Origin of the sequence: Stutzerimonas frequens (genome assembly GCF_024448335.1) — a bacterium.
Taxonomy (GTDB): Bacteria; Pseudomonadota; Gammaproteobacteria; order Pseudomonadales; family Pseudomonadaceae; genus Stutzerimonas; species Stutzerimonas frequens.
Genome location: NZ_JAMOHM010000006.1, coordinates 222,290 through 244,095 on the forward strand (window position 1 = coordinate 222,290; position 21,806 = coordinate 244,095).

At 62.6% G+C, this 21,806-nt stretch carries 18 protein-coding genes and 1 tRNA gene; 10 read left to right on the plus strand and 9 right to left on the minus strand.

Annotated elements, in window-relative coordinates; all coding sequences use genetic code 11:
* Positions 1 to 15: 15 nt before the first annotated feature.
* The 3 genes from NAO55_RS11195 to NAO55_RS11205 all read right to left on the minus strand — a co-directional run bounded on the left by NAO55_RS11195 (position 16) and on the right by NAO55_RS11205 (position 5,913).
* On the minus strand, positions 16 to 1,401 hold the full coding sequence (locus NAO55_RS11195; RefSeq protein WP_013982411.1) for a deoxyguanosinetriphosphate triphosphohydrolase family protein: 1,386 nt from the start codon (positions 1,399 to 1,401) through the stop codon (positions 16 to 18).
* Between the two features lie 81 nt (positions 1,402 to 1,482).
* Complete coding sequence (locus NAO55_RS11200; protein WP_102840910.1) at positions 1,483 to 2,730, minus strand: ribonucleotide-diphosphate reductase subunit beta; 1,248 nt, start codon at positions 2,728 to 2,730, stop codon at positions 1,483 to 1,485.
* Positions 2,731 to 3,030: 300 nt separating this feature from the next.
* Complete coding sequence (locus tag NAO55_RS11205; RefSeq protein WP_102840911.1) at positions 3,031 to 5,913, minus strand: ribonucleoside-diphosphate reductase subunit alpha; 2,883 nt, start codon at positions 5,911 to 5,913, stop codon at positions 3,031 to 3,033.
* Positions 5,914 to 6,621: 708 nt separating this feature from the next.
* Between NAO55_RS11205 and NAO55_RS11210 the strand changes: the two genes are divergently transcribed.
* A complete protein-coding gene (locus NAO55_RS11210) occupies positions 6,622 to 7,338 on the plus strand; it encodes a winged helix-turn-helix domain-containing protein (RefSeq protein WP_102840912.1) in 717 nt (238 codons plus the stop codon).
* 11 nt (positions 7,339 to 7,349) lie between these two features.
* Positions 7,350 to 8,951 carry an ATP-binding protein gene (locus NAO55_RS11215; protein ID WP_102840913.1) on the plus strand — a complete coding sequence of 534 codons (1,602 nt, stop codon included), beginning with the start codon at positions 7,350 to 7,352 and terminating at the stop codon, positions 8,949 to 8,951.
* A 237-nt stretch (positions 8,952 to 9,188) separates the two neighbouring features.
* Here NAO55_RS11215 and NAO55_RS11220 read toward each other — a convergent pair whose 3' ends face one another.
* The 4 genes from NAO55_RS11220 to NAO55_RS11235 form a co-directional block, all read right to left on the minus strand.
* Positions 9,189 to 11,633 (minus strand): acyl-CoA dehydrogenase, encoded by a 2,445-nt coding sequence (locus NAO55_RS11220; RefSeq protein WP_102840914.1) that lies wholly within the window; start codon positions 11,631 to 11,633, stop codon positions 9,189 to 9,191.
* A 112-nt stretch (positions 11,634 to 11,745) separates the two neighbouring features.
* Entirely contained in the window at positions 11,746 to 12,885 is a 1,140-nt protein-coding gene (locus tag NAO55_RS11225) for a mechanosensitive ion channel family protein (protein ID WP_102840915.1), read from the minus strand.
* Positions 12,886 to 13,003: 118 nt separating this feature from the next.
* A complete protein-coding gene (locus tag NAO55_RS11230; RefSeq protein WP_102840916.1) occupies positions 13,004 to 13,360 on the minus strand; it encodes a rhodanese-like domain-containing protein in 357 nt (118 codons plus the stop codon).
* A 30-nt stretch (positions 13,361 to 13,390) separates the two neighbouring features.
* Positions 13,391 to 13,600: a hypothetical protein gene (locus tag NAO55_RS11235; protein ID WP_125872082.1), complete on the minus strand. Its 210-nt coding sequence runs from the start codon at positions 13,598 to 13,600 to the stop codon at positions 13,391 to 13,393.
* Between the two features lie 113 nt (positions 13,601 to 13,713).
* Between NAO55_RS11235 and NAO55_RS11240 the strand changes: the two genes are divergently transcribed.
* On the plus strand, positions 13,714 to 14,226 hold the full coding sequence (locus NAO55_RS11240) for a hypothetical protein (RefSeq protein WP_102840917.1): 513 nt from the start codon (positions 13,714 to 13,716) through the stop codon (positions 14,224 to 14,226).
* Between the two features lie 24 nt (positions 14,227 to 14,250).
* Here NAO55_RS11240 and NAO55_RS11245 read toward each other — a convergent pair whose 3' ends face one another.
* Both NAO55_RS11245 and NAO55_RS11250 read right to left on the minus strand, forming a co-directional pair.
* On the minus strand, positions 14,251 to 14,676 hold the full coding sequence (locus tag NAO55_RS11245) for a DUF1810 domain-containing protein (RefSeq protein WP_102840918.1): 426 nt from the start codon (positions 14,674 to 14,676) through the stop codon (positions 14,251 to 14,253).
* Positions 14,677 to 14,876: 200 nt separating this feature from the next.
* Positions 14,877 to 14,966: transfer RNA gene (locus NAO55_RS11250), tRNA-Ser, on the minus strand.
* A gap of 203 nt (positions 14,967 to 15,169) precedes the next feature.
* Between NAO55_RS11250 and NAO55_RS11255 the strand changes: the two genes are divergently transcribed.
* From NAO55_RS11255 to NAO55_RS11285, 7 genes are all read left to right on the plus strand, one after another.
* Positions 15,170 to 16,459 (plus strand): HD-GYP domain-containing protein, encoded by a 1,290-nt coding sequence (locus tag NAO55_RS11255; RefSeq protein WP_102840919.1) that lies wholly within the window; start codon positions 15,170 to 15,172, stop codon positions 16,457 to 16,459.
* A gap of 119 nt (positions 16,460 to 16,578) precedes the next feature.
* Positions 16,579 to 17,268, plus strand: coding sequence for a crotonase/enoyl-CoA hydratase family protein (locus NAO55_RS11260; protein WP_102840920.1), 690 nt, complete (start codon positions 16,579 to 16,581; stop codon positions 17,266 to 17,268).
* A gap of 140 nt (positions 17,269 to 17,408) precedes the next feature.
* Entirely contained in the window at positions 17,409 to 18,629 is a 1,221-nt protein-coding gene (locus NAO55_RS11265; RefSeq protein ID WP_102840921.1) for an aspartate aminotransferase family protein, read from the plus strand.
* Between the two features lie 56 nt (positions 18,630 to 18,685).
* Positions 18,686 to 18,967, plus strand: a complete 282-nt coding sequence (locus NAO55_RS11270) for a hypothetical protein (protein WP_011912811.1) — start codon at positions 18,686 to 18,688, stop codon at positions 18,965 to 18,967.
* Positions 18,968 to 18,979: 12 nt separating this feature from the next.
* The gene (locus NAO55_RS11275; protein ID WP_102840922.1) at positions 18,980 to 19,978 is read left to right on the plus strand and encodes a succinylglutamate desuccinylase; all 999 of its coding nucleotides are present in this window, start codon (positions 18,980 to 18,982) and stop codon (positions 19,976 to 19,978) included.
* 86 nt (positions 19,979 to 20,064) lie between these two features.
* Entirely contained in the window at positions 20,065 to 20,994 is a 930-nt protein-coding gene (locus NAO55_RS11280; protein WP_063544017.1) for an ABC transporter ATP-binding protein, read from the plus strand.
* A complete protein-coding gene (locus NAO55_RS11285) occupies positions 20,991 to 21,770 on the plus strand; it encodes an ABC transporter permease (protein WP_063543968.1) in 780 nt (259 codons plus the stop codon). Before NAO55_RS11280 ends, NAO55_RS11285 begins: the two co-directional genes overlap by 4 nt.
* The last annotated feature ends 36 nt before the right edge of the window (positions 21,771 to 21,806 follow it).

Below are 21,806 nucleotides of genomic sequence, written 5' to 3' on the forward strand. Positions count from 1 at the left end.
GCGACTGCTCGCATGCTATTGGGAGAAGCCTGTCAATGATCTAAATTCGTTATGCTTCTTAATGAGGTATGACTCAGTCATTCCGGAGAGTGCGTCGCAAATTAATTGCGCTTTTGGGTAGTTCGGGTTTTCATGGCCTCCAGTCGTAACAGCGTCCTTGTAGACTCTCCTGTAGTTTTCTGAAATGGCTCCGAAAACGTAACGCTCGAATGGGTGATCTCTGCTTTCGCCTTTGGAAACAGCGTCCCAGAGCATGTCCATCATGCTTTTTATATGATTGCTCCCTTGCAACTCGAGCTTTAACACATCTTTATGTTGGAAACCAAAGTGAAAATCAAATTTTTTGGTCGTTGCGCAAAGGTGGCGGCAGCTGGAGTTTTTAATGATTTCGAAGCCGGGGGCAATTTCTCCGCTCATTATGTCGTCAACTTTTTCTACAAAAACACTGATTGCTGAATTAACCATTTCAGAAATCGCTGTCACGCGAAACATTTGCATCGATATGTCGTTCAGCTCGCGAGAGCTAAGGTTTTCCTTTCTGAACTCTTCATTTTTACGTTTGGATGAGGTAATGACTCTTTCGATGACCTCGTCTTGATGCGAATTACTGTCGAGGTAATCCATGAGATCATAGAAAGATGCGTAGCCTTTCTTGACTGTATCTTCCGCATCAATAACTGAATAGGCGATATCGTCACAAGCCTCCATGATATATGCGAGGGGGTGTCTTATGCCTTCAGATAGTCCAGTATGTTCCCATACTTCTTGAACTATGCTTCGTTCACTTTTGAATATCCCGGCCTTTTTGAATCCGCCTTTATTTTCTGAGCCGTAAATGCTCGGGTACTTTAATAATGCCGCCAATGTTGCGAGCGTGAGGTTTAAACCAAATTGATCGTTTAACACCTGTAGCCGAGTCAGTAGCCTGAACGTCTGAGCATTGCCGTCGAACTCTAGGAAATCGAGGTCAAAATTTTCATCATTCCGCTCCGCAAACCATTGTTGCATTGCTAATTCGCCTTGGTGCCCGAACGGAGGGTTGCCCAAGTCGTGTGCTAGTCCTACGGCAGCTAATAAAGGAGGAATGTTCCTTTTAACGTTTAGCTTTTCGTGGTCTGGCCCAAAAACCCGTTCTGCATGCTCAAACGCAAGCTGAATACCAATTCCCCTGGCTAGGTTGCTGACTTCGTGTGAGTGAGTCAGACGAGTCCTGACAGAGTCGTTTTCCTCCATTGGAAATACTTGCGTTTTATCAGCTAGGCGCCTAGTTGGTGTTGCGAACAGAATGCGATCGTAATCACGCTCGATCTCTGTTCTTTTCGAAGCAGTGCCTATGGTCTCGCTTGAGCCATGAAGATCTTTCCTGCGAACAGGGTTTAGCAACTTTTCCCAAGAGAGCATTTTCGGCGTCCTAGTGAAAAACTCTTAAGCAAAGCCCTGCATTAGCAGGGCTCATTTATGGTTCTGCGACAATCTTTACATTTAATCCCAGCTCAAAGCCCCACCCGTCTGATACTCAATAACCCGCGTCTCAAAGAAGTTTTTCTCCTTCTTCAGATCCATGATCTCGCTCATCCACGGGAACGGGTTGGTGGTGCCCGGATACTCTTCCTTCAGCCCGATCTGCGTCAGACGACGGTTGGCTATGAACTTGAGATAGTCCTCCATCATCGCGGCGTTCATGCCGAGCACGCCACGGGGCATGGTGTCGCGGGCGTATTCGATTTCCAGTTGGGTGCCCTGGAGGATCATCTGGGTCGCTTCGTCCTTCATTTCGGCGTCCCACAGGTGCGGGTTCTCGATCTTGATCTGGTTGATCATGTCGATGCCGAAGTTCAGGTGCATGGACTCGTCACGCAGGATGTACTGGAACTGCTCGGCGGTGCCGGTCATCTTGTTGCGGCGGCCCATGGAGAGGATCTGGGTGAAGCCGCAATAGAAAAAGATGCCTTCGAGTACGCAGTAGTAGGCGATGAGGTTCTTCAGGAACTGCTTGTCGGTCTCCGGGGTGCCGGTCTGGAAGGTCGGGTCGGAGATGGAGCGGGTGTACTTGAGGCCCCAGCTAGCCTTTTTCGCGACGCTCGGGATCTCGTGGTACATGTTGAAGATCTCGCCTTCATCCATGCCCAGCGACTCGATGCAGTACTGGTAGGCGTGAGTGTGGATCGCCTCTTCGAAGGCCTGGCGCAGGATGTACTGGCGGCACTCGGGGTTGGTGATCAGGCGGTAGGTGGCCAGCACGAGGTTGTTGGCGACCAGGCTGTCGGCGGTGGAGAAGAAGCCGAGGTTGCGCTTGACGATGCGGCGCTCGTCTTCGCTGAGGCCGTCCTTGCTCTTCCACAGGGCAATGTCGGCGTTCATGTTCACTTCCTGCGGCATCCAGTGGTTGGCGCAACCATCCAGATACTTCTGCCAGGCCCAGTCGTACTTGAAGGGGACGAGCTGGTTGAGGTCGGCGCGGGCGTTGATCATGCGCTTCTCGTCGACGCGCACGCGGGCGGCTTCGCCTTCCAGTTCGTTGAGGCCTTCGCGCACGTCCAGTTCGTCCAGCGCGCGCTTGGCGCGGGCGATGGCGTCGGAATCGTCAGCGGCAACGGCGCGGGCTTCTTCCACGGAACCGGCGGCTTCGTTGTCCAGCTTGGCGGTGGCCTGGCTTGCCGGCTGTGCGGTAGCGGGGGCCGGCGCGGCGGTGGTGGTTTCTTCTTCGTCGAATTCGTCCCAGCTCAGCATGTGCGATTGCTCCTGATTGGGGACCGGGGCTTGGCCGGTCGGGTGTATGGGTGGCTTTTGGTTGTGCACGCAAAAGCGCGGAATTTGTTGGTCGCTGTCGACCTTGGTTGGCCGTATCGGTGGATGCGAAAAGCGGCATCCACCCTACGAATCAGCACCACTCGGTGCGAGGGCGGAGCTGGGCGAGTGAGCGCAAGGCGCCTGTCGAGTCGGAACCCCTGAGCGTACAGCTGTACGTGATGGGGTCCGGCTCGGCAGGCAACGCGGCGATCGCCGTCCAGATGCGTCCGCCTCCCTTTGTTACTGGCAGGCTTCGCAGTCGGGGTTATCGATACTGCAAGCCAGCGGCACCGGAGCCGGCTTCGGCTCTGCAGCCGGCGCGGCGCTGGCGGAGTTCGCCGCCTCGCTGCCACCACTGGACACTGCGTTCAGCTTGCCGGTGTTGATGGTGGACTTCTCGGTGCTGGTCGCGGCCAGGGCACGGAGGTAGTAGGTGGTCTTCAGGCCACGGTACCAGGCCATGCGGTAGGTCACGTCGAGCTTCTTGCCCGAGGCGCCGGCGATGTACAGGTTCAGCGACTGGGCCTGGTCGATCCACTTCTGACGGCGGCTGGCGGCGTCGACGATCCATTTGGTTTCCACTTCGAAGGCGGTGGCGTACAGGTCCTTCAGGTCCTGCGGGATGCGTTCGATCTGCTGCACCGAGCCGTCGTAGTACTTGAGGTCGTTGACCATCACCGGGTCCCACAGGCCGCGGGCCTTGAGGTCGTGGACCAGGTACGGGTTGATCACGGTGAACTCGCCGGACAGGTTCGATTTGACGTACAGGTTCTGGTACGTCGGCTCGATGGACTGCGACACGCCAACGATGTTGGAGATGGTCGCGGTCGGCGCGATGGCCATGATGTTGGAATTGCGGATGCCTTTCTTCACGCGCTCGCGGATCGGCGCCCAGTCCAGGGATTCGGACAGGTCGACGTCGATGTACTTCTGGCCACGGGCCTCGATGAGGATCTGCTGCGAATCCAGCGGCAGGATGCCCTTGGACCACAGCGAGCCGTCGAAGCTGGAGTAGGCGCCACGCTCGTCGGCCAGGTCACAGGAGGCCTGGATGGCGTAGTAGCTGATGGCTTCCATGGACTTGTCGGCGAAGTCGATCGCGGCATCGGAGCCGTAGGCGATGTGCTGCAGGTACAGGGCGTCCTGGAAACCCATGATGCCGAGGCCGACCGGGCGGTGCTTGAAGTTGGCGTTCTGCGCCTGCGGCACGCTGTAGTAGTTGATGTCGATGACGTTATCGAGCATGCGCACGGCGGTGCGCACGGTGCGCTCCAGCTTGGCTGAATCCAGCTTGCCGTCGACGATGTGGTTGACCAGGTTGATCGAGCCCAGGTTGCAGACGGCGATCTCGTCCTTGTTGGTGTTCAGGGTGATCTCGGTGCACAGGTTGGAGCTGTGCACCACGCCGACGTGCTGCTGCGGGCTGCGCAGGTTGCACGGGTCCTTGAAGGTCAGCCACGGGTGGCCGGTCTCGAACAGCATCGAGAGCATCTTGCGCCACAGGTCCTTGGCCGGCAGGGTCTTGAACAGCTTGATCTTGCCGTACTTGGTCAGCTCCTCGTAGTACTCGTAACGCTCCTCGAAGGCGCGGCCGGTGAGGTCGTGCAGGTCGGGGACGTCGGACGGGGAGAACAGGGTCCACTGGCCGTCGTCGAAGACGCGCTTCATGAACAGGTCCGGAATCCAGTTCGCGGTGTTCATGTCGTGGGTACGACGACGGTCGTCACCGGTGTTCTTGCGCAGCTCGAGGAATTCCTCGATGTCCAGGTGCCAGGTTTCCAGATAGGCGCAGACCGCGCCCTTGCGCTTGCCGCCCTGGTTGACCGCCACGGCGGTGTCGTTGACCACTTTCAGGAAGGGCACGACACCCTGGGATTTGCCGTTGGTGCCCTTGATGTAGGCGCCCAGTGCGCGCACCGGGGTCCAGTCGTTGCCCAGGCCGCCGGCGAACTTGGAGAGCAGGGCGTTATCGCGGATGGCGTCGTAGATGCCGCCCAGGTCGTCCGGCACGGTGGTCAGGTAGCAGGAGGACAGCTGCGGACGCAGGGTGCCGGCGTTGAACAGGGTCGGCGTCGAAGCCATGTAGTCGAAGGACGACAGCAGGTTGTAGAACTCGATGGCGCGCGCTTCTTTCTGCTCTTCCTCGATGGCCAGGCCCATGGCCACGCGCATGAAGAAGATCTGCGGCAGTTCGAAGCGAATGTCGTTCTTGTGGATGAAGTAGCGGTCGTACAGGGTCTGCAGGCCGAGGTAGGTGAACTGCTGGTCACGCTCGTGGTTCAGCGCGGCGCCCAGCTTGGCCAGGTCGTAGCTCTTGAGCTTGGAATCGAGCAGCTCGAACTCGACGCCTTTCTCGATGTAGGCCGGCAGGGCCTTGGCGTAGAGGTCGGCCATCTCGTGATGGGTGGCGCTTTCGGCAATGCCGAGGAAGCCCAGGGCTTCGGCACGCAGGGTGTCCATCAGCAGGCGCGCGGTGACCTGGCTGTAGTTCGGCTCACGCTCGACCAGGGTGCGTGCAGTCATCACCAGGGCGGTGTTGACGTCCTTCTCGGCCACGCCGTCGTAGAGGTTTTTCAGGGTCTCGCGCTCGATCAGCGCGCCATCGACTTCGGCGAGGCCTTCGCAGGCCTCGGTGATGATGGTCTGCAGACGGCCCATGTCCAGCGGCTGCTGGCTGCCATCGGCGCGGGTCACGCGGATGCTCGGGTGCGGCTGGGCGATGTCGCTGCTGTCGTTGGCGCTCTTGCGCTTGGCAGCCTGGGCTTCGCGATAGATCACGTAGTCACGGGCGACCTTCTGCTCGCCGGCACGCATCAGGGCCAGTTCGACCTGGTCCTGGATTTCCTCGATATGGATGGTGCCGCCCGAGGGCATGCGACGACGGAAGGTGGCGGTGACCTGCTCGGTCAGGCGTGCAACGGTGTCATGGATGCGCGAGGAAGCGGCAGCGTTGCCGCCTTCCACTGCGAGAAAGGCCTTGGTGATGGCGACGGTGATCTTGTCGTCGGTGTAGGGGACGACGGTACCGTTGCGCTTGATCACGCGCAGCTGGCCCGGGGCGGTAGCCGCCAGATCCGGTGCATCGGCTGACAGCGGGTTCTCGCGAGTGGATTGGTTTTGCATGGGGGCTCCGGATTCTATTTTTTGATCGCGTTCTGAGTCTGTCTGCGCAGGCCTGTTCGGGCCCTCGCGTCGTTATTGCATGAACCTGCCCCGCATGGCGGCGCATGGTGGTATCGCAAGGAAAATAGTCCTGACTCGGCCGCTCACGAGCTAAGTCGTTGCCGGAAGGATAGTCAGGCTGGAAAAACTGTCAACACAATATGTTGTGTTTTGTTATGGGTCAGAGCACAGCTACTGGTTCTGCGCCTGAAGTCAGGGAGACGACTGTCGAAGGCTTGCATTAATGCTTGACCTGAGGCTGCCGACGGTGTTGCAGAGCAGTGAGACGCGTGGCGATAGCCTGGCGCTCGAAAATGTCTCGATTGTGTCACTTGGCCCGTTCAGGCCCAACATCTAGGGCCTGCGGCGCGCAAGGGCGACAAGATAATGCTGGCTCGAGGCCAATGCAAGGCAGTCTGCCGGGATAACCTGTGGATAAGGTGTGTGCGGTTTGTGGGTGAAAGCTGGGCGTCCGGCCGCAACCCGCATGGCTCCGGCGCTTGGCCGAATGCCGACGAAATACGCGCCGCCGGGCATATTTTGATGATGGTCAATGACACAACATGTTGTGTTTGCCGATGCCCGCTTTTTGTGCATCGTTCGCGTCCAGCCGTTGGGTACAATGCGCGCTGTTCGGTTTGTGGCCTGACGCGTAGACAGGGGGCGGGGATGGAACAAGAGACGTGGCGGATTCTCATCGTCGAGGACGATCGACGGCTGGCCGAGTTGACGCAGGAGTATCTGCACAGCAACGGCGGCTTCGAGGTGTCGATCGAGTCGGACGGCGCCTGCGCGGTCGAGCGCATCATCGAGGAGCGTCCGGACCTGGTGGTGCTCGATCTGATGCTACCCGGGGAGGATGGCCTGTCGATCTGCCGACGGGTGCGTGACCGCTACGATGGCCCGATCCTCATGCTCACCGCGCGGGCCGATGACCTCGACCAGGTGCTAGGGCTGGAAACCGGCGCTGACGACTATGTCTGCAAGCCGGTGCGTCCGCGTCTGTTGCTGGCGCGCATCCGCGCCTTGCTGCGCCGTCAGCCGCCGGAAACGCCGGCCAATGCCAAGCGCCTGCAGTTCGGCCCGCTGGTGATCGACAGCGCGCTGCGCGAGGCCTGGCTGCGCGAGCACCAGATCGAGCTGACCGGCGCCGAGTTCGACTTGCTCTGGCTGCTGACCTCCAACCCCGGGCGAATCCTTTCCCGCGAAGAGATCTTCGCCGAGTTGCGCGGCATCGAGTACGACGGCCAGGACCGCTCCATCGATGTGCGCATCTCGCGCATTCGGCCAAAGATCGGTGATGACCCGGATCACCCGCGGCTGATCAAGACGGTGCGTGGCAAGGGCTATCTGTTCGTGTCCGAAGCTGCCGTGGCGATGGTGTAGCGCCGCTCTCCATGAACTCGATCTTTCTGCGCATCTACGGCGGCATGCTCGGCGTGCTGGTGCTGGTGGCGCTGCTCGGCGCCGGCGGCCTGCACCTGCTCAACCAGTACCGCGCGGACGATCACCGCGAGCGCCTGGCCAGCGGCACCTTCCGTCTGATGGCGCACAACATGAGCAGCATGACGCCCATCGAGCGGCGTCAGGCGGCGAACCTCTGGGGGCGGCTGCTGGGTATCCCGCTGCGGGTGCGAACGCTGGATGATGTCAGCCTGGAGAGCAGCCTGGAGGCGCGCCTGCTGCGCGGGCAGGTGCTGGTCGAGCAGATCCGCCCGCAGAGCACCACGGTGTTCGGCCTGGTCAGCGCGCAGGATCGGTTGGTGCTCACCGGCGAGGTGGAGCAGCTCAGCGAGCAGCTGGCGCGCGCCACCATCTATCTGCTGATCGACGAGCTGATCCGTTATCCCGAAGCCGAACAGCCACAGCGCCTTGCCGAGCTGAAGCGGGCGCGCGGCTTCGGCTTCAATCTGGAGCTGCTGACCCGCGACAGCGCCAACCTCGATGACGACCAGCGTCGGCGACTGGACGAGGGCGATACGGTGATGGCGCTCGCCCGCGGCGGTGATGCGGTGCGCGTGTTCGCCGCCGTTGCCGGTACACGCTGGATCATGCAGCTCGGCCCGCTGCATCAGATGAACCCCTATCCGCCGCAGCTGCTGGTGCTGATCGGCGTGCTCGGGCTGTCGTTGATCGGCCTGACGGTCTACCTGCTGGTGCGCCAGCTGGAGCAACGCCTGAGCGTGCTGGAAAGCGCGGCCACGCGCATCGCCGCGGGCAATCTGGAAACCCGCGTGCCGGATGTCGGCACCGACTCGGTAGGGCGGCTGGCGGCGGCCTTCAATGGCATGGCCAAGCACCTGCAGCGCTTGCTGGCGGTGCAGCGGGAGATGGTCAGCGCCGTTGCCCATGAGCTGCGTACGCCGGTGGCACGGCTGCGTTTCGGCCTGGAGATGACCGCCGAGGCGCCGACCGACGAGGCCCGGGACAAGTACCTGAAAGGCATGGATGGCGATATCGACGACCTCGATGCGCTGGTAGACGAGATGCTGGTGTACTCGCGGCTGGAACGCGGCTCGCCGAACCTTAGTTTCCAGCGCGTGGAGCTGGGGGCGCTGGTCGATCAGGTGATCGGCGAGCTGGCGCCGTTGCGCCCGGATGTTGGCGTCGCGCGTGGCGAGTGTGTGCTGGCGGAGGACGGTAGTGGTTGGGCCGACGCCGAGCCGCAGTACCTGCGCCGTGCCCTGAGCAATCTCATCACCAATGCCATGCGCCATGCCGAAAGCCAGGTGCGGGTCAGCTTCGCCATCGACGGGGAAACGGCACGGCTGGAGGTGGACGACGACGGTCCTGGTGTGCCGGAAGCGGATTGGGAGAAGGTCTTCACGCCATTCCTGCGTCTGGACGACAGTCGCACCCGCGCTTCGGGCGGGCACGGGCTGGGCCTGTCCATCGTGCGGCGCATCGTCTACTGGCATGGCGGCCGTTCGCAGGTCGGCCACAGCGCATTGGGTGGGGCGCGTTTCAGCCTGGTCTGGCCAAGGCGGCACGCGGATTAGGGTGAGGGGCGGTTGCCTGTAGGGTGGGCTTCAGCCCACCTTCGGCCGTGGTGTGGGGGGGAGTGGCGGGCTAAAGCCCGCCCTACGACTACTTGAGACCGCCTTGATGTAACGCTTGCATGCGTCTGGATGGCCTCGGGTGGGCTTCAGCCCACCAGCAGCGGTGGCGAGGGCGAGGGCTGGTGGGCTAAAGCCCACCCTACGCAAGTGCCACGTAGCGCCCGGGTCCCATCTCCATCAACGAATCCGGCCCTCTTCCAGCGCCAGCTCTTCCTTGGCGAAGTCATCCACGTCGATCACCTTGCGCCGCGCCAGTTCGGCCATGCGCAGCTGTTCGGCTTCGTCGGGATCGAGCGCGCCAGCCGTCAGCGCTGCATCGATGGGGTGCTCGCCAGGCATCGGCTGGAGCGTGCCGCCTTTCACCGCCTTGGCCAGCTTCTTCGCCGCGTTCTGGCTGGCTGCCAGCGCCTCGAAGGCATGCTTCAGCGCGCCCAGCGGCTGCTCGGGGTCCTGCGGGCGGTGCATGCCGTCGAGGATGCATTCCAGCGCCGGATCGCCTTCGGGGCGGCCGAGCAGGGCGGCGACTTCGGCGTCCAGCGTGTCCGACGGCCCCTTGTGCCGCGCACCGAAGGGGAACACCAGCGCATGCAGCAGATGGCCGAGGATGCGGTTGGGGAAGTTGGCCAGCACGTCCTGCAGGGCTGACTCGGCCTTCTCCAGGCAATCCTCCAGCGCCCAGCGCAGCAGCGGCTCCTGTTCGGTTGGATGGCCGAGGTCGTGGAACTGCTTGAGCGCTGCCGAGGCGAGGTAGAGATGGCTGAGCACGTCGCCCAGGCGCGCCGACAGCCGTTCGCGGCGCTTGAGCTCGCCGCCCAGCAGCATCATCGACAGGTCGGCCAGCATGGCGAATGCCGCGGCGATGCGGTTGAGCGCGCGGAAGTAGGGCTGCGTCACGGCGGTGCCGGGCACTCGCCCCATCAGGCCGAAGCTCAGCCCCAGCAGCAGTGTGCTGGCGGTGTTGCTGACGGCGAAGCCGATATGCTGCATCAGCAGGTCATCGAATTTCACAACAGCGGCTTCGCGATCGGGCTCATGGACCAGCTCCATTTCCTTGAGCACGAAGGGATGGCAGCGGATCGCGCCCTGGCCGAAGATCATCAGGTTGCGCGAGAGGATGTTCGCGCCCTCCACGGTGATCGAGATCGGCGCTGACAGCCACATCCGGCCGAGGTAGTTGTTCGGGCCGAGGATGATGCCCTTGCCGCCGTGGATATCCATGGCGTCGGTGATGCAGGCGCGGCCGCGTTCGGTGAGGTGGTACTTGAGAATCGCCGACAGCACGGAGGGCTTCTCGCCCAGGTCGACGGCGTTGGCGGTGAGGATGCGCGCCGCGTCCATCAGCCAGGCGTTGCCTCCGATGCGCGCCAGCGGTTCCTGGATGCCTTCGAAGGCGGCCAGCGGCACATTGAACTGCTCGCGGACCTGCGCGTAGCGGCCGCTCACATAGCTGCAGACCTTGGCCGCGCTGGTGCCGGTCGCCGGCAGCGAGATCGAGCGGCCGACCGAGAGGCAGTTCATCAGCATCATCCAGCCTTTGCCGATCATGTCGCGGCCACCGATGATGGCTTCCAGCGGCACGAAGACGTCCTTGCCCCAGTTCGGCCCGTTCATGAAGGCAGCGCCCAGCGGCAGGTGGCGACGGCCGATCTCGACGCCGGGCGTGTCGGTGGGAATCAGCGCCAGACTGATGCCGAGTTCTTCCGCATCGCCCAGCAAGTGGTCCGGGTCGTAGGTCTTGAAGGCCACGCCGAGCAGGGTCGCCACCGGCCCGAGGGTGATGTAGCGCTTCTCCCAGTTCAGGCGCAGACCGAGCACTTCTTCGCCCTGCCATTGGCCGCGGCAGATCACGCCGCTGTCGTTCATCGCACCGGCATCGCTGCCCGCGTAGGGGCCGGTCAGGGCAAAGCAGGGAATGTCGGTACCGTTGGCCAGGCGTGGCAGGTAGTGGTTGCGCTGCTCATCGGTGCCGTAGTGCATCAGCAGCTCGGCCGGGCCGAGGGAGTTGGGCACCATCACGGTGCTGGCCAGGTCGCCGCTGCGGGTGGCGAGCTTCATCACGATCTGTGAGTGGGCGTAGGCGGAGAAGCCCTTGCCGCCGTACTCCTTGGGGATGATCAGGGCAAAGAAGCCTTCGGCCTTGATGTAGTCCCAGGCGGCGGGCGGCAGGTCCATGCGCTGGGCGATATCCCATTCGCTGACCAGTTCGCAGAGGGTTTCGGTAGGGCCGTCGAGGAAGGCCTGTTCTTCATCCGTCAGGCGCGCCTTCGGATAGCCAAGCAGGTTGTCCCAATCCGGCCGGCCGCTGAACAGCTCGCCGTCCCACCAGACGGTGCCGGCATTGATGGCGTCGCGCTCGGTGGCGGAAATCGGCGGTAGCACCTTCTTGAACCAGTCGAACATCGGCCCGCTGAAGTACTTGCGGCGCACGTCTGCGACCAGCAGTGGCACTGCGATGGCGATCAGGGCGATCCAGAGCAGGAGTACCACTACGCCGGAGGTGTCGGCAGCGGTCATGAAGACCAGGTAGGTGGCGACGATCGCCAGCGCCAGACGGGGCGCTACGCGCAGGTGGGCGAGAACGGCAATACCGAGCAGTAGAACCAGCAACCAGAGCAGCGTCATGAGTCTTATCCTTTTAGGTTCGAACAGCTTCCGTCTTCAGCATAGGCGCTTGCGCCGCTGCAGCGAAGGGACGAGGTGTCGCCGCCGGCCAACCGGCGGCGATGGGCATGGCTCAGGTCGGCCGAGCGCCAGGCATGTGCGTGTCGGTGTCGGCGGCGTTCTGGTTGGCCGCCGGCTTTTGCTGCGGCACGCCGGCAACATTGATTTCCGGCAGTTGCCCACCGATGAATTCGATGCTGCGGGTGGGGAAGGCGAACTGCACGTCCATGTCACGAATGCCCTGCAGCAGGGCGAGGTTGATCGCCTGCTGGGTGTCCATGTACCGGTTGTAGTCCGATACCTGCATGATGTAGACGACTTCGAAGGTCAACTGGCTGTCGTCGAACCCCAGGAAATGCGCGCGATCGAACTTGGCCACCTCGATGCCCTCGATAATGCGTTTCACCAGGGCGGCGACTTCCTTCACCTTCTCGGTCGGCGTGTTGTAGGTGATGCCGAACTTGAAGACGATCCGCCGCGTGTTCATGCGCTTGTAGTTGTGCACGATCTGGCGCAGCAGGTCAGCGTTGGCGATCACCACCTGCTCGCCGCTCAGGGCGCGGATGCGGGTGGTCTTCAGGCCGATATGCTCGATGTTGCCGGCCACCTCGCCGAACACCACGAAGTCGCCGATCTCGAAGGGCTTGTCCACGCCGATGGATAGCGAGGCGAAGATGTCGCTGAGCAGCGTCTGCACGGCCAGCGCGATGGCGATACCGCCGACGCCGAGGCTGGCGATCATGGCGGTGATGTCGACGCCCAGGTTGGCCAGGATCGACAGCAGCATCATGGTCCAGACCACGATGCGGATCATGATGCCGATGATGGTGGTGGTCACCGGATTACGCGCCTTGCCGTCGCGGGTCAGGCTCTCCATCCACAGGCGCACGCCGGTATCCATCCACAGGGCGATCTGGAACGCCAGGGCGATGAACCAGCCATGGGACATGGTCGATTCCCAGCGTGGCGACAATTCGACCGTCTTCAGCGCGATCAGCAGCGAGAAAGCGAGGATCAGCAGATTGCTGGTGCGTGAAAGCAATTCGGCGGCGATGCCGAGGAACTTGGTCTTGGACCCGGTGGCCAGCTTGTTGAGGCGCCGCGTGACGATCCCGAGGATGGCGCGCAGGACCAGAAAGCTGACGATGGTGATGCCCAGCACGATCGCCAGGTTGATCCAGAGAGTCTCGTTGAGCAGGGCGTCCCAGTTCATCCATATCCTCCGATAAGGGTGCGCATGATGCAGCGAAGGCCACGTTTTTCAGTGGCCCTCGCTGCTCATAAGTTCCCTGGTCGGTGGGCGGGCGGAGGCCTGCGACGCCTGCTCTGCGTCAGTCCCGCTGCAGCGCGCTGGCGAGCTGGTCGTAACCGCCGGCGTTGATGACCTGGCTGTAACCGAGCTTCTCGAGCACTTCCTGGGCGGCGGACGAGCGCCTGCCGCTGCGACAGTAGAGCACCACCGGCGTGTCCTTCCGGGGTGCCAGAGCCTCGATATTGTGGGCCAGGTCTGGGGTTTCGATGCGGGTGGCGCCGGGCAGGGCGCCCTCGGCAAACTCCTCTGCCGTACGCACGTCGATCAACACGACGTCCGGCTGCTGCAGCGCCTGAAGCGCGGAGTCGCGGTCGATCCCGCCGGCGGTAGCGGCCATGCTCAGGGTGAGCAGGGCGAAGAGGCTGGTCGTGCGCATCTGGCTACCTCGCGGCGCGCCGCAGCGCGCTCAGCTGAATATACGGGACAGGTTCGGCAGTATCAGGATCACTGCCGTGGCGATGACGATCAGAGTCGCCTGCCGAAATTTCTTCTGCTTGAGCATGACATGGCCTTTTCTTCTTGTGTGCAGCGGATTGTCGCCCGACCAGAAGGTTGTGACGGAATGGCTCGCTCGGTTTTCCTCTTTGCGGCTGCGGAAATGAGACGTGCCGGACATTCACCCCTGGGAAATAATCGCAGCAAGTTTCACACCAGAAACTCACCCCACTCGTTGAGCAGCGCGTGGCCTTCGGTTGTCACCTATTGAGTAAACTGCCCAGGAGACCACCCATGCACACCGTAAAACTGACCACGTTACTGTTGCTATCCGCAGCTGCGGCTGCCGCGAACGCACAAGAGCGAGACATGACCCTCGAGCAGGAGCGCGACCGAATGGGCGCCCAGATGGAGGAAAATCGCCAACAGATCGACCGCGATATCAACCGTATCCGCGAACCGGCAACCACGCAGGACCCTGCACCGACCCTCAACCGTGGTGGCGTGCAGAGCGATGCCTACAACCCGCGTCCCGCCGTACCCGGCAATGCCGGTTCGGGCCCAGGGACCGGATTGCCGAGCGCCCAGGACAACGAGCGACGGTCGACCGGCGGTACTGGCAACGCACCGGTTCAAGGAACCACCGGGGCGCCGGTGACGCCGAGTGGTGCCAATGGAAACGCCAATCCGGGAGCCGTCACACCGCCGGGTGGAATCGGAACAGGTAACGGTAACGGCACCGGCGGAGCGGCCACTGGCGGCGCGGCCAGCGGGAACCCGACCGGCGGTGCTGCCGGTCAGCGCTAGCAGGACCAAGGCAGGCGATAACGTTCAGGCCTTCAGCTGCTCGAGGCTGGCCGGGTCCGGCTGGCCTCGAAAGAACACCTCCAGCGCCTTGTCGAACAACGCCGGGTCCGGTGCGATGCAGGCGAACAATGTCATGCAGGAATGAAACTTCAGATCGTCCGGGCGGCCAAGAATCTGCAGTGCGCTGTCGCCTGCATGCGCGAGCATCGCTTCGGTACAGGCTTGCAAGCGAGGCCCCAGCAGCGCGTGTTGCAAATAGGCAAGGGCCTCGTCGCGCCCGGAAATGGCATAGTGCTGCGCCATGGCGCTACGGCCGAGCCCACTCAGCTGCGGGAAGATGAACCACATCCAGTGCGTACGTTTGCGGCCGGCTCGCAGCTCCTGCAGAGCCTGTTCGTACACATCCTGCTGCGCATCGACAAACCGCTGCAGATCGAAGGGGTCGTTCATGGGAACGTTTCGCTGCTCATGACTGGTGCAGCTACGTTGCTACAGGACAATGTCGCTGACAACGGCCATCGGACGTCCGACAGCAGGCTTCGAGGCGCTGGAAGTCCACGGCGAGCCAGATTGGGCAGTAAAAGTAAAGAAGGCGCAACGAAAAAGCCCCCGGCTTCGCACGAAGTCGGGGGCTTTTCTTGAATCTAATCTGGCGGTGAGGGAGGGATTCGAACCCTCGATACGATTTCTCGTATACACACTTTCCAGGCGTGCTCCTTCAACCGCTCGGACACCTCACCGGATCGACGGAGGTTCATGTCCGTCGAGGCGCGCTAATGTAATCGAACGAATGCCCTTTGGCAAAAACTTTTTTAACTTATTCATGTGCTTAACAAATCCGCATCTCTCGGGTGATGGGCTGCACGTTCCGCTAGACTCACCTGCAGCCTCGGCGCTCGCCTGGGTTATGTTGAAGGCAAAGCGAGTGGAGCGAAGCTGTCCCATGAGACTGACAGGTGAGTCAGGCAATCATCCCGATACCTTGTTGGTACCTACCCGACGCCGGGTGGCCGTGGCCAATCTTGAGTTGGGCATGTTCGTCTGCGAGCTGGATCGTCCATGGAGCGAAACGAATTTCGCCTTCCAGGGTTTTCCGTTGCTCACGCCCGACGAAGTGCGTGCCGTGCGCGAGCGCTGCCTGTACGTCTATGTCGACGACACGCGGCGGGTGCGGCTGCAGCATGGTGCAGCGGCCGCCGCCGTGGCGCCACGGCAGCGCAAGGCGCCGCAGCGATCGCGCCATGCGCTGGCCAGTGAGGTGGAAGAGGCGCGGGCGGCCTATCTGGATGGCGCCGGGCTGATCGAGCAGGTTCTCGCCGATGTGCAGCATGGTCGCGTGATCGACACCCGCGCCTGCCACGGCGTGGTCAAGCGCAACCTGGCGAGCATGCTGCGCAACGAAAGCGCGATGCTCTGGCTGATCCGCCTGAAGAGCAGGGACCTCTATACCAGCCTGCATTGCCTGTCCGTTTCGATCATGGCGATGGGCTTCGGCAACCATCTCGGCTTGCCGGATGACAAGCTGCAGCTGTTGGGTATGGCCGGGCTGCTGCATGACGTCGGCAAGATGCGTATCGATCCGGAGATTCTCAACAAGCCGGGCAAGCTCACCGCGGAAGAATTCGAGCTGATCAAGCGGCATCCGGCGTTCGGGCTGGAGGCGCTAAGTGCGCAACCGGGTGTGCCTGAGGTGGCGCTGCAGGCCGCCTATGGTCACCACGAACGGCTCGATGGTACGGGCTATCCGCTCGGCTCCGGGCCGGCGCAGATTTCGTACATGACGCGCATCATCACCATCGTCGATGCGTTCGACGCCATCACCAGTCATCGCGCCTACGACTACGCGCGGCCGGTGCAGTCGGCGTTCGAGATCCTGCGCAGTGCCAGTGGTGTGCAGTTCGACGAGGAGCTGGTGCGCGAATTCATTCGCTGGCTCGGTGCCTTCCCGGTCGGCACCCTGGTGGAGCTGCATACCGGCGAAGTGGCCGTGGTGGTCGAAAAGCACGAGCGGCTGCAGCTGCGTCCGCGGGTCGTGGTGCTGCGCAACGCGGCGAAGGAGCGCTGCACACCCCGCTATCTGGATCTGGCGCGAATCACCGTGGACGAGGAAGGCACGCCCTATCGCATTTCCGGCGGGCTGCCGGATGGCTCCTTCGGCCTGCATATCGCCGATCCGGAGCTGCAGTCGATCCTGCATCCGCAGGCGCTGGCCGAGTTCGATCCGGATGCCTGAGCGCTCCAGTCCGAGCGCATGTCGAGACGCAAAGCGTGACCGGTCGGTCGGTCATCGTGCTTTACCTGAACCCGGGTGCTGGGTAACGTCTGCGCACTTCAAGAACAAGGAATCTCGTCATGACTGAGCTGGTCTCCTACCAATTCGAAGACGGCATCGCCACGCTGACGCTGTGCAACGGCAAGGTCAACGCGCTCTCGCCTGCGGTATTCGAGGCGCTCAATGCCGCACTGGATCGCGCCGAGCAGGACCGCGCCATCGTCATCCTCACCGGCCAGCCCGGCATTCTTTCCGGTGGCTACGACCTCAAGGTCATGACTTCCAGCCCGCAGAATGCCATGGCGCTGGTCGCCACCGGCTCGACGTTCTCCCGCCGCATGCTGGCGCACCCATTCCCGATCATCGTCGCCTGCCCGGGGCACGCTATCGCCAAGGGCGCGTTCCTGCTGTTGTCGTCGGACTATCGCATCGGCGTCGAAGGGCCTTTCCATATCGGCCTCAACGAGGTGCAGATCGGCATGACCATGCACCACGCCGGCATCGAACTGGCGCGTGATCGCCTGGGCAAGGCAGCGTTCCAGCGCTCGGTGATCAATGGCGAGATGTTCGATCCAGCCGGCGCGGTAAGCGCTGGCTTCCTCGACAAGGTGGTGCCGACGGGCGAACTGCTGGCGGTGGCCAAGGCTGCCGCCGAGCAGCTGAAGAAGATCAACATGGTGGCGCACAAGAACACCAAGCTGAAAGTGCGCAAGGCCCTGCTGGAGACCCTCGACCAGGCGATCGCACTGGACCAGCAGCACTTCGGCTGATCGTCCGGTCGGCTGCACAAGAGAATTTCTGCTCGAGTGCGCACGAGGGCCGGCCCTGCGTTTACACTGCGCGAGTGACGCCCCGCCGATGGCGGGGCGTTTTCATTTCTCATTCAGTGTCGCCTCGCAGGAGAGCCCCGATGTCCGCCCCGCACACCCCGGTAGAACGCGCCGATTTCGACCAGGTCATTGTTCCCACCTTCGCCCCCGCGGCCTTCGTGCCGGTGCGTGGTCTGGGCTCGCGAGTCTGGGATCAGAGCGGTCGAGAACTGGTGGATTTCGCCGGTGGCATCGCGGTCAATGCGCTGGGCCATGCCCATCCGGCCATGGTCGCGGCACTGACCGAGCAGGCTGGCAAGCTCTGGCACATCTCCAACATCTATACCAACGAGCCGGCGCTGCGTCTGGCCAAGAAGCTGGTGGCGGCAACCTTCGCCGACCGCGCCTTCTTCTGCAATTCCGGGGCGGAGGCCAACGAGGCGGCGTTCAAGCTGGCCCGTCGTTACGCCCATGACGTCTACGGTCCGCAGAAATTCGAGATCATTTCGGCGCTCAACAGCTTCCACGGCCGCACCCTGTTCACCGTCACGGTGGGCGGGCAGTCGAAGTATTCCGATGGCTTCGGGCCAAAGATCGAAGGCATCAGCCATGTGCCCTACAACGACCTCGAGGCGTTGAAGGCGGCGATCTCCGACAAGACCTGTGCGGTGGTGCTCGAGCCGATCCAGGGCGAGAGCGGTGTCTTGCCAGGCGAACAGGCCTACCTGGAAGGCGCGCGCCAGCTGTGCAACGAGCACAACGCGCTGCTGATCTTCGACGAGGTGCAGTCCGGCATGGGTCGCACCGGCGACCTGTTCGCCTACATGCATTACGGCGTCGAGCCGGACATCCTGACCAACGCCAAGAGCCTGGGCGGCGGCTTCCCCATCGGCGCGATGCTGACCACCAATGAAATCGCCGCGCATCTGAGCGTCGGCACCCACGGCACCACCTACGGCGGCAACCCGCTCGCCTGTGCCGTGGCCGAGACGGTGGTGGACATCATCAATACGCCCGAGGTGCTGGAAGGGGTCAAGGCGCGCCACGAGCATTTCAGGACTCGTCTCATGCAGATCGGTGAGCGTTACGGCGTGTTCAGCCAGGTTCGCGGCCGTGGTCTGCTGATCGGCTGCGTGCTGACCGACGCCTGGAAGGGCAAGGCCGGCGCCTTCTGCGCTGCCGCCGAGAAAGAAGCGCTGATGGTGCTGCAGGCCGGCCCGGACGTGGTTCGCCTGGCGCCGAGCCTGGTCATCGACGAAGCTGACATCAATGAGGGGCTGGATCGTTTCGAGCGCGCCATCGCGACGCTGACCCAAGCCTGATCACTCTTCGCGCGGCGCCATGGGGCGTCGCGCTTCTACCAAACGAGAGAAATTCAATGAGCGATAGCCTGCAACTGGTTCTGGAAGACGTCGATGGAACCCAATTGGAAACTTCCTGCACCCGTTTCGCCGTGGTCTGGCAGGGGCGCGAGGTGTGGATTCAGCAAGTCGGCAACGGTCAGCTGATGATCGGCGTGGACGTCGAGGATGGCGATACCGAGTACGCCAATCTGGTGCTGCGCCCGCTGGCGACCAACCTGGTCAGCCTGCAGCTGGAAATGGAGCCGGTCGAGGCCGATGACGACGAGCACGTCCACGGCCCGGACTGCAACCACTGACCGCAGGCCGGCATGCTCGCCCTCGGCAAGCTGCTGGAGCTGACCCTCGCCGGGCGTGAACCCTGCGAGAAGATCCAGCTCACCCCGCATGGGGTGAAGCTGCACTGGCTGGCGGAGGGCGCGCTGCTCGTTTCTCCGCCCGCCAGCGCCGACCTCGGCCTGGATCTGCTGGTGTCCGCCGGTGTTCATGGCAACGAACTCGTTCCCATCCATGTGCTGGACCGTCTGATCCGGGCGCTTGCCCGTGGCGATGTCAGGCCGCGCGCGCGGCTGTTGTTGCTGTTCGCCAACCCGGCAGCGGTGCGGCGGACGCAGCGGCTGGTCGACCATGACCTCAATCGGCTGTTCCGGGGCGCGCATGCCGACGTCTGGGGCAGCGAAGCCATCCGTGCAGCAGAGCTGGAGGCGTTGGTCAGCGGTTTCTTCGGCGACACAGGGCGCGTGCGTCGACACTACGATCTGCATTCGGCGATGCGTCCGTCGCGCCTTGCCCAGTTCGCCATCCGCCCCTGGTACGAGGACGAGCAGGCAACTGCCGAGGCGCTGGCCAGGCTGCAAGGGCTGGCCATCGACGCCGTGCTTGTGCAACGCCAGGCGACGAACACCTTCAGCGCGCTGACCGCCATGCGTCATGGCGCTGAGGCGTTCACGGTGGAGCTGGCCGAAGGCGAGGGCGAAGCGCTACCGGCTGCCGTCTCGCAGTTCGAGAACGGGCTGATCGCGATGATCGAGGGGCGGACATTGCCGGTCAGTACCGGGGCCGAGCTACAGCTGCTGCAGATTTCCCGCGAGATCATCAAGCGCAGCCCTCGGTTCCGGCTGTGCCTGCCAGCGGATATCGAGAACTTCACGCCTCTGCCGCTCGGCAGCCTGCTGGCCGCGGATGATGGCGCGCGCTGGGTGGTCGACGAACCGGGGGCTCGCATCCTGTTTCCCATGGCCGATGTCGCCGAAGGCCAGCGTGCGGCGCTGATCGTGGTGCCGCTGGAGCAAGCCGAAGCGGGGCAGTGAGACATTCACTGCGGACATGCGCGGTTGCAATTGGCTGGCGGTGCCCATATCTAGCTCCATTCCCTTCGCGTTGTGTGCACTTCCTTATGAGTACTGCTCTGTCCATTCGGCAGTTGACCAAGACCTACGGCAACGGCTTCCAGGCCCTCAAGGGCATCGATCTCGATGTCGCCGAAGGCGACTTCTTCGCCTTGCTCGGGCCCAACGGCGCCGGCAAGTCCACCACCATCGGCATCCTCTCGACCCTGGTGAACAAGAGTGGCGGCACGGTCAACGTGTTCGGCCATGACCTGGATCGCGATCCGTCTGGCCTCAAGCGCTGCCTGGGCGTGGTGCCGCAGGAATTCAACTTCAACCAGTTCGAGAAGGCCTTCGACATCCTGGTCACCCAGGCCGGTTACTACGGTATTCCGGCGAAGGTCGCCAAGGAGCGCGCCGAGCGCTACCTCAACCAGCTGGGGCTGTGGGACAAGCGCGACGTGTCCTCGCGCATGCTCTCCGGCGGCATGAAGCGCCGGCTGATGATCGCCCGCGCGCTGATCCATCAGCCGCGCCTGTTGATTCTCGACGAACCCACCGCAGGCGTGGATATCGAGCTGCGGCGGTCGATGTGGTCGTTCCTGACCGAGCTCAACCGCGAGGGGATCACCATCATCCTCACCACCCACTACCTGGAAGAGGCCGAACAGCTGTGCCGCAACATCGGCATCATCGACCACGGCCAGATCGTCAAGAACACCAGCATGCGCGAGCTGCTCAAGCAGCTGCACGTGGAAACCTTCCTGCTCGACCTCAAGGAGTCGCAACTGGTGGCGCCCGAGCTGGGCAACTATCCGTCGCGGCTGATCGACCATCACACCCTCGAGGTGCAGGTAGAGAAGAGCCAGGGCGTCACCGAGCTGTTCCGCCTGCTCGGCGCTCAGGGCATCGAGGTGCTGAGCCTGCGCAACAAGACCAACCGGCTGGAGGAGCTGTTCGTGTCGCTGGTGGAGAACAACCTGAAGGTGAAGTCATGAGCGGCGAACTGCGTCCCAACCTGGTCGCGCTGCAGACCATCGTGCAGCGCGAGATCCGTCGTTACACGCGCATCTGGCCGCAGACCCTGCTGCCCCCGGCGATCACCATGGTGCTGTACTTCGTCATCTTCGGCAGCCTGATCGGCGCGCGGATTGGCGACATGGATGGCTTCAGCTACATGGACTACATCGTGCCGGGGCTGATCATGATGTCGGTGATCACCAACTCGTACAGCAACGTGGTATCGAGCTTCTTCAGCACCAAGTTCCAGCGCTCCATCGAGGAGCTGCTGGTCTCGCCGGTGTCGCCCCACGTCATCGTCATAGGCTTCGCCCTGGGCGGCATCACCCGCGGGCTGGCGGTGGCGGTGATCGTGACGCTGCTGTCGATGTTCTTCACCGATCTGCAGGTGCATCACCTGGGCGTGACGGTGCTGGTCATCACTCTGACCGCGAGCATTTTCGCCCTGGGCGGCTTCATCAACGCGGTTTTCGCGCGCAACTTCGACGATATCTCGATCATCCCGACCTTCGTGCTGACGCCGCTGACCTATCTGGGCGGGGTGTTCTATTCGATCAATCTGCTGTCGCCGTTCTGGCAGACGCTGTCGCTGGCCAACCCGGTGCTGCACATGGTCAATGCCTTCCGTTACGGCATCCTCGGCGTCTCGGATATTCGCATCGGTGTGGCGATTAGCTTCATGCTGGTGGCGGTGGCAGTGCTCTATCTGGTGTCCGTGCATTTGCTCAAGAGCGGGCGGGGTATGCGCCAGTAGCCGGCGCTTCGTCCGTCTGCTGCGCCGATGGCGCTG

Coding starts and splice junctions, on each gene's coding strand:
- NAO55_RS11265 (WP_102840921.1), top strand. CDS start 17,409: ATGTCCGCCCCGCACACCCCGGTAGAACGCGCCGATTTCGACCAGGTC.
- NAO55_RS11220 (WP_102840914.1), bottom strand. CDS start 11,633: ATGACGCTGCTCTGGTTGCTGGTTCTACTGCTCGGTATTGCCGTTCTC.
- NAO55_RS11280 (WP_063544017.1), top strand. CDS start 20,065: ATGAGTACTGCTCTGTCCATTCGGCAGTTGACCAAGACCTACGGCAAC.
- NAO55_RS11225 (WP_102840915.1), bottom strand. CDS start 12,885: ATGAACTGGGACGCCCTGCTCAACGAGACTCTCTGGATCAACCTGGCG.
- NAO55_RS11240 (WP_102840917.1), top strand. CDS start 13,714: ATGCACACCGTAAAACTGACCACGTTACTGTTGCTATCCGCAGCTGCG.
- NAO55_RS11260 (WP_102840920.1), top strand. CDS start 16,579: ATGACTGAGCTGGTCTCCTACCAATTCGAAGACGGCATCGCCACGCTG.
- NAO55_RS11255 (WP_102840919.1), top strand. CDS start 15,170: ATGAGACTGACAGGTGAGTCAGGCAATCATCCCGATACCTTGTTGGTA.
- NAO55_RS11230 (WP_102840916.1), bottom strand. CDS start 13,360: ATGCGCACGACCAGCCTCTTCGCCCTGCTCACCCTGAGCATGGCCGCT.
- NAO55_RS11200 (WP_102840910.1), bottom strand. CDS start 2,730: ATGCTGAGCTGGGACGAATTCGACGAAGAAGAAACCACCACCGCCGCG.
- NAO55_RS11270 (WP_011912811.1), top strand. CDS start 18,686: ATGAGCGATAGCCTGCAACTGGTTCTGGAAGACGTCGATGGAACCCAA.
- NAO55_RS11275 (WP_102840922.1), top strand. CDS start 18,980: ATGCTCGCCCTCGGCAAGCTGCTGGAGCTGACCCTCGCCGGGCGTGAA.
- NAO55_RS11235 (WP_125872082.1), bottom strand. CDS start 13,600: ATGTCCGGCACGTCTCATTTCCGCAGCCGCAAAGAGGAAAACCGAGCG.
- NAO55_RS11195 (WP_013982411.1), bottom strand. CDS start 1,401: ATGCTCTCTTGGGAAAAGTTGCTAAACCCTGTTCGCAGGAAAGATCTT.
- NAO55_RS11215 (WP_102840913.1), top strand. CDS start 7,350: ATGAACTCGATCTTTCTGCGCATCTACGGCGGCATGCTCGGCGTGCTG.
- NAO55_RS11285 (WP_063543968.1), top strand. CDS start 20,991: ATGAGCGGCGAACTGCGTCCCAACCTGGTCGCGCTGCAGACCATCGTG.
- NAO55_RS11210 (WP_102840912.1), top strand. CDS start 6,622: ATGGAACAAGAGACGTGGCGGATTCTCATCGTCGAGGACGATCGACGG.
- NAO55_RS11205 (WP_102840911.1), bottom strand. CDS start 5,913: ATGCAAAACCAATCCACTCGCGAGAACCCGCTGTCAGCCGATGCACCG.
- NAO55_RS11245 (WP_102840918.1), bottom strand. CDS start 14,676: ATGAACGACCCCTTCGATCTGCAGCGGTTTGTCGATGCGCAGCAGGAT.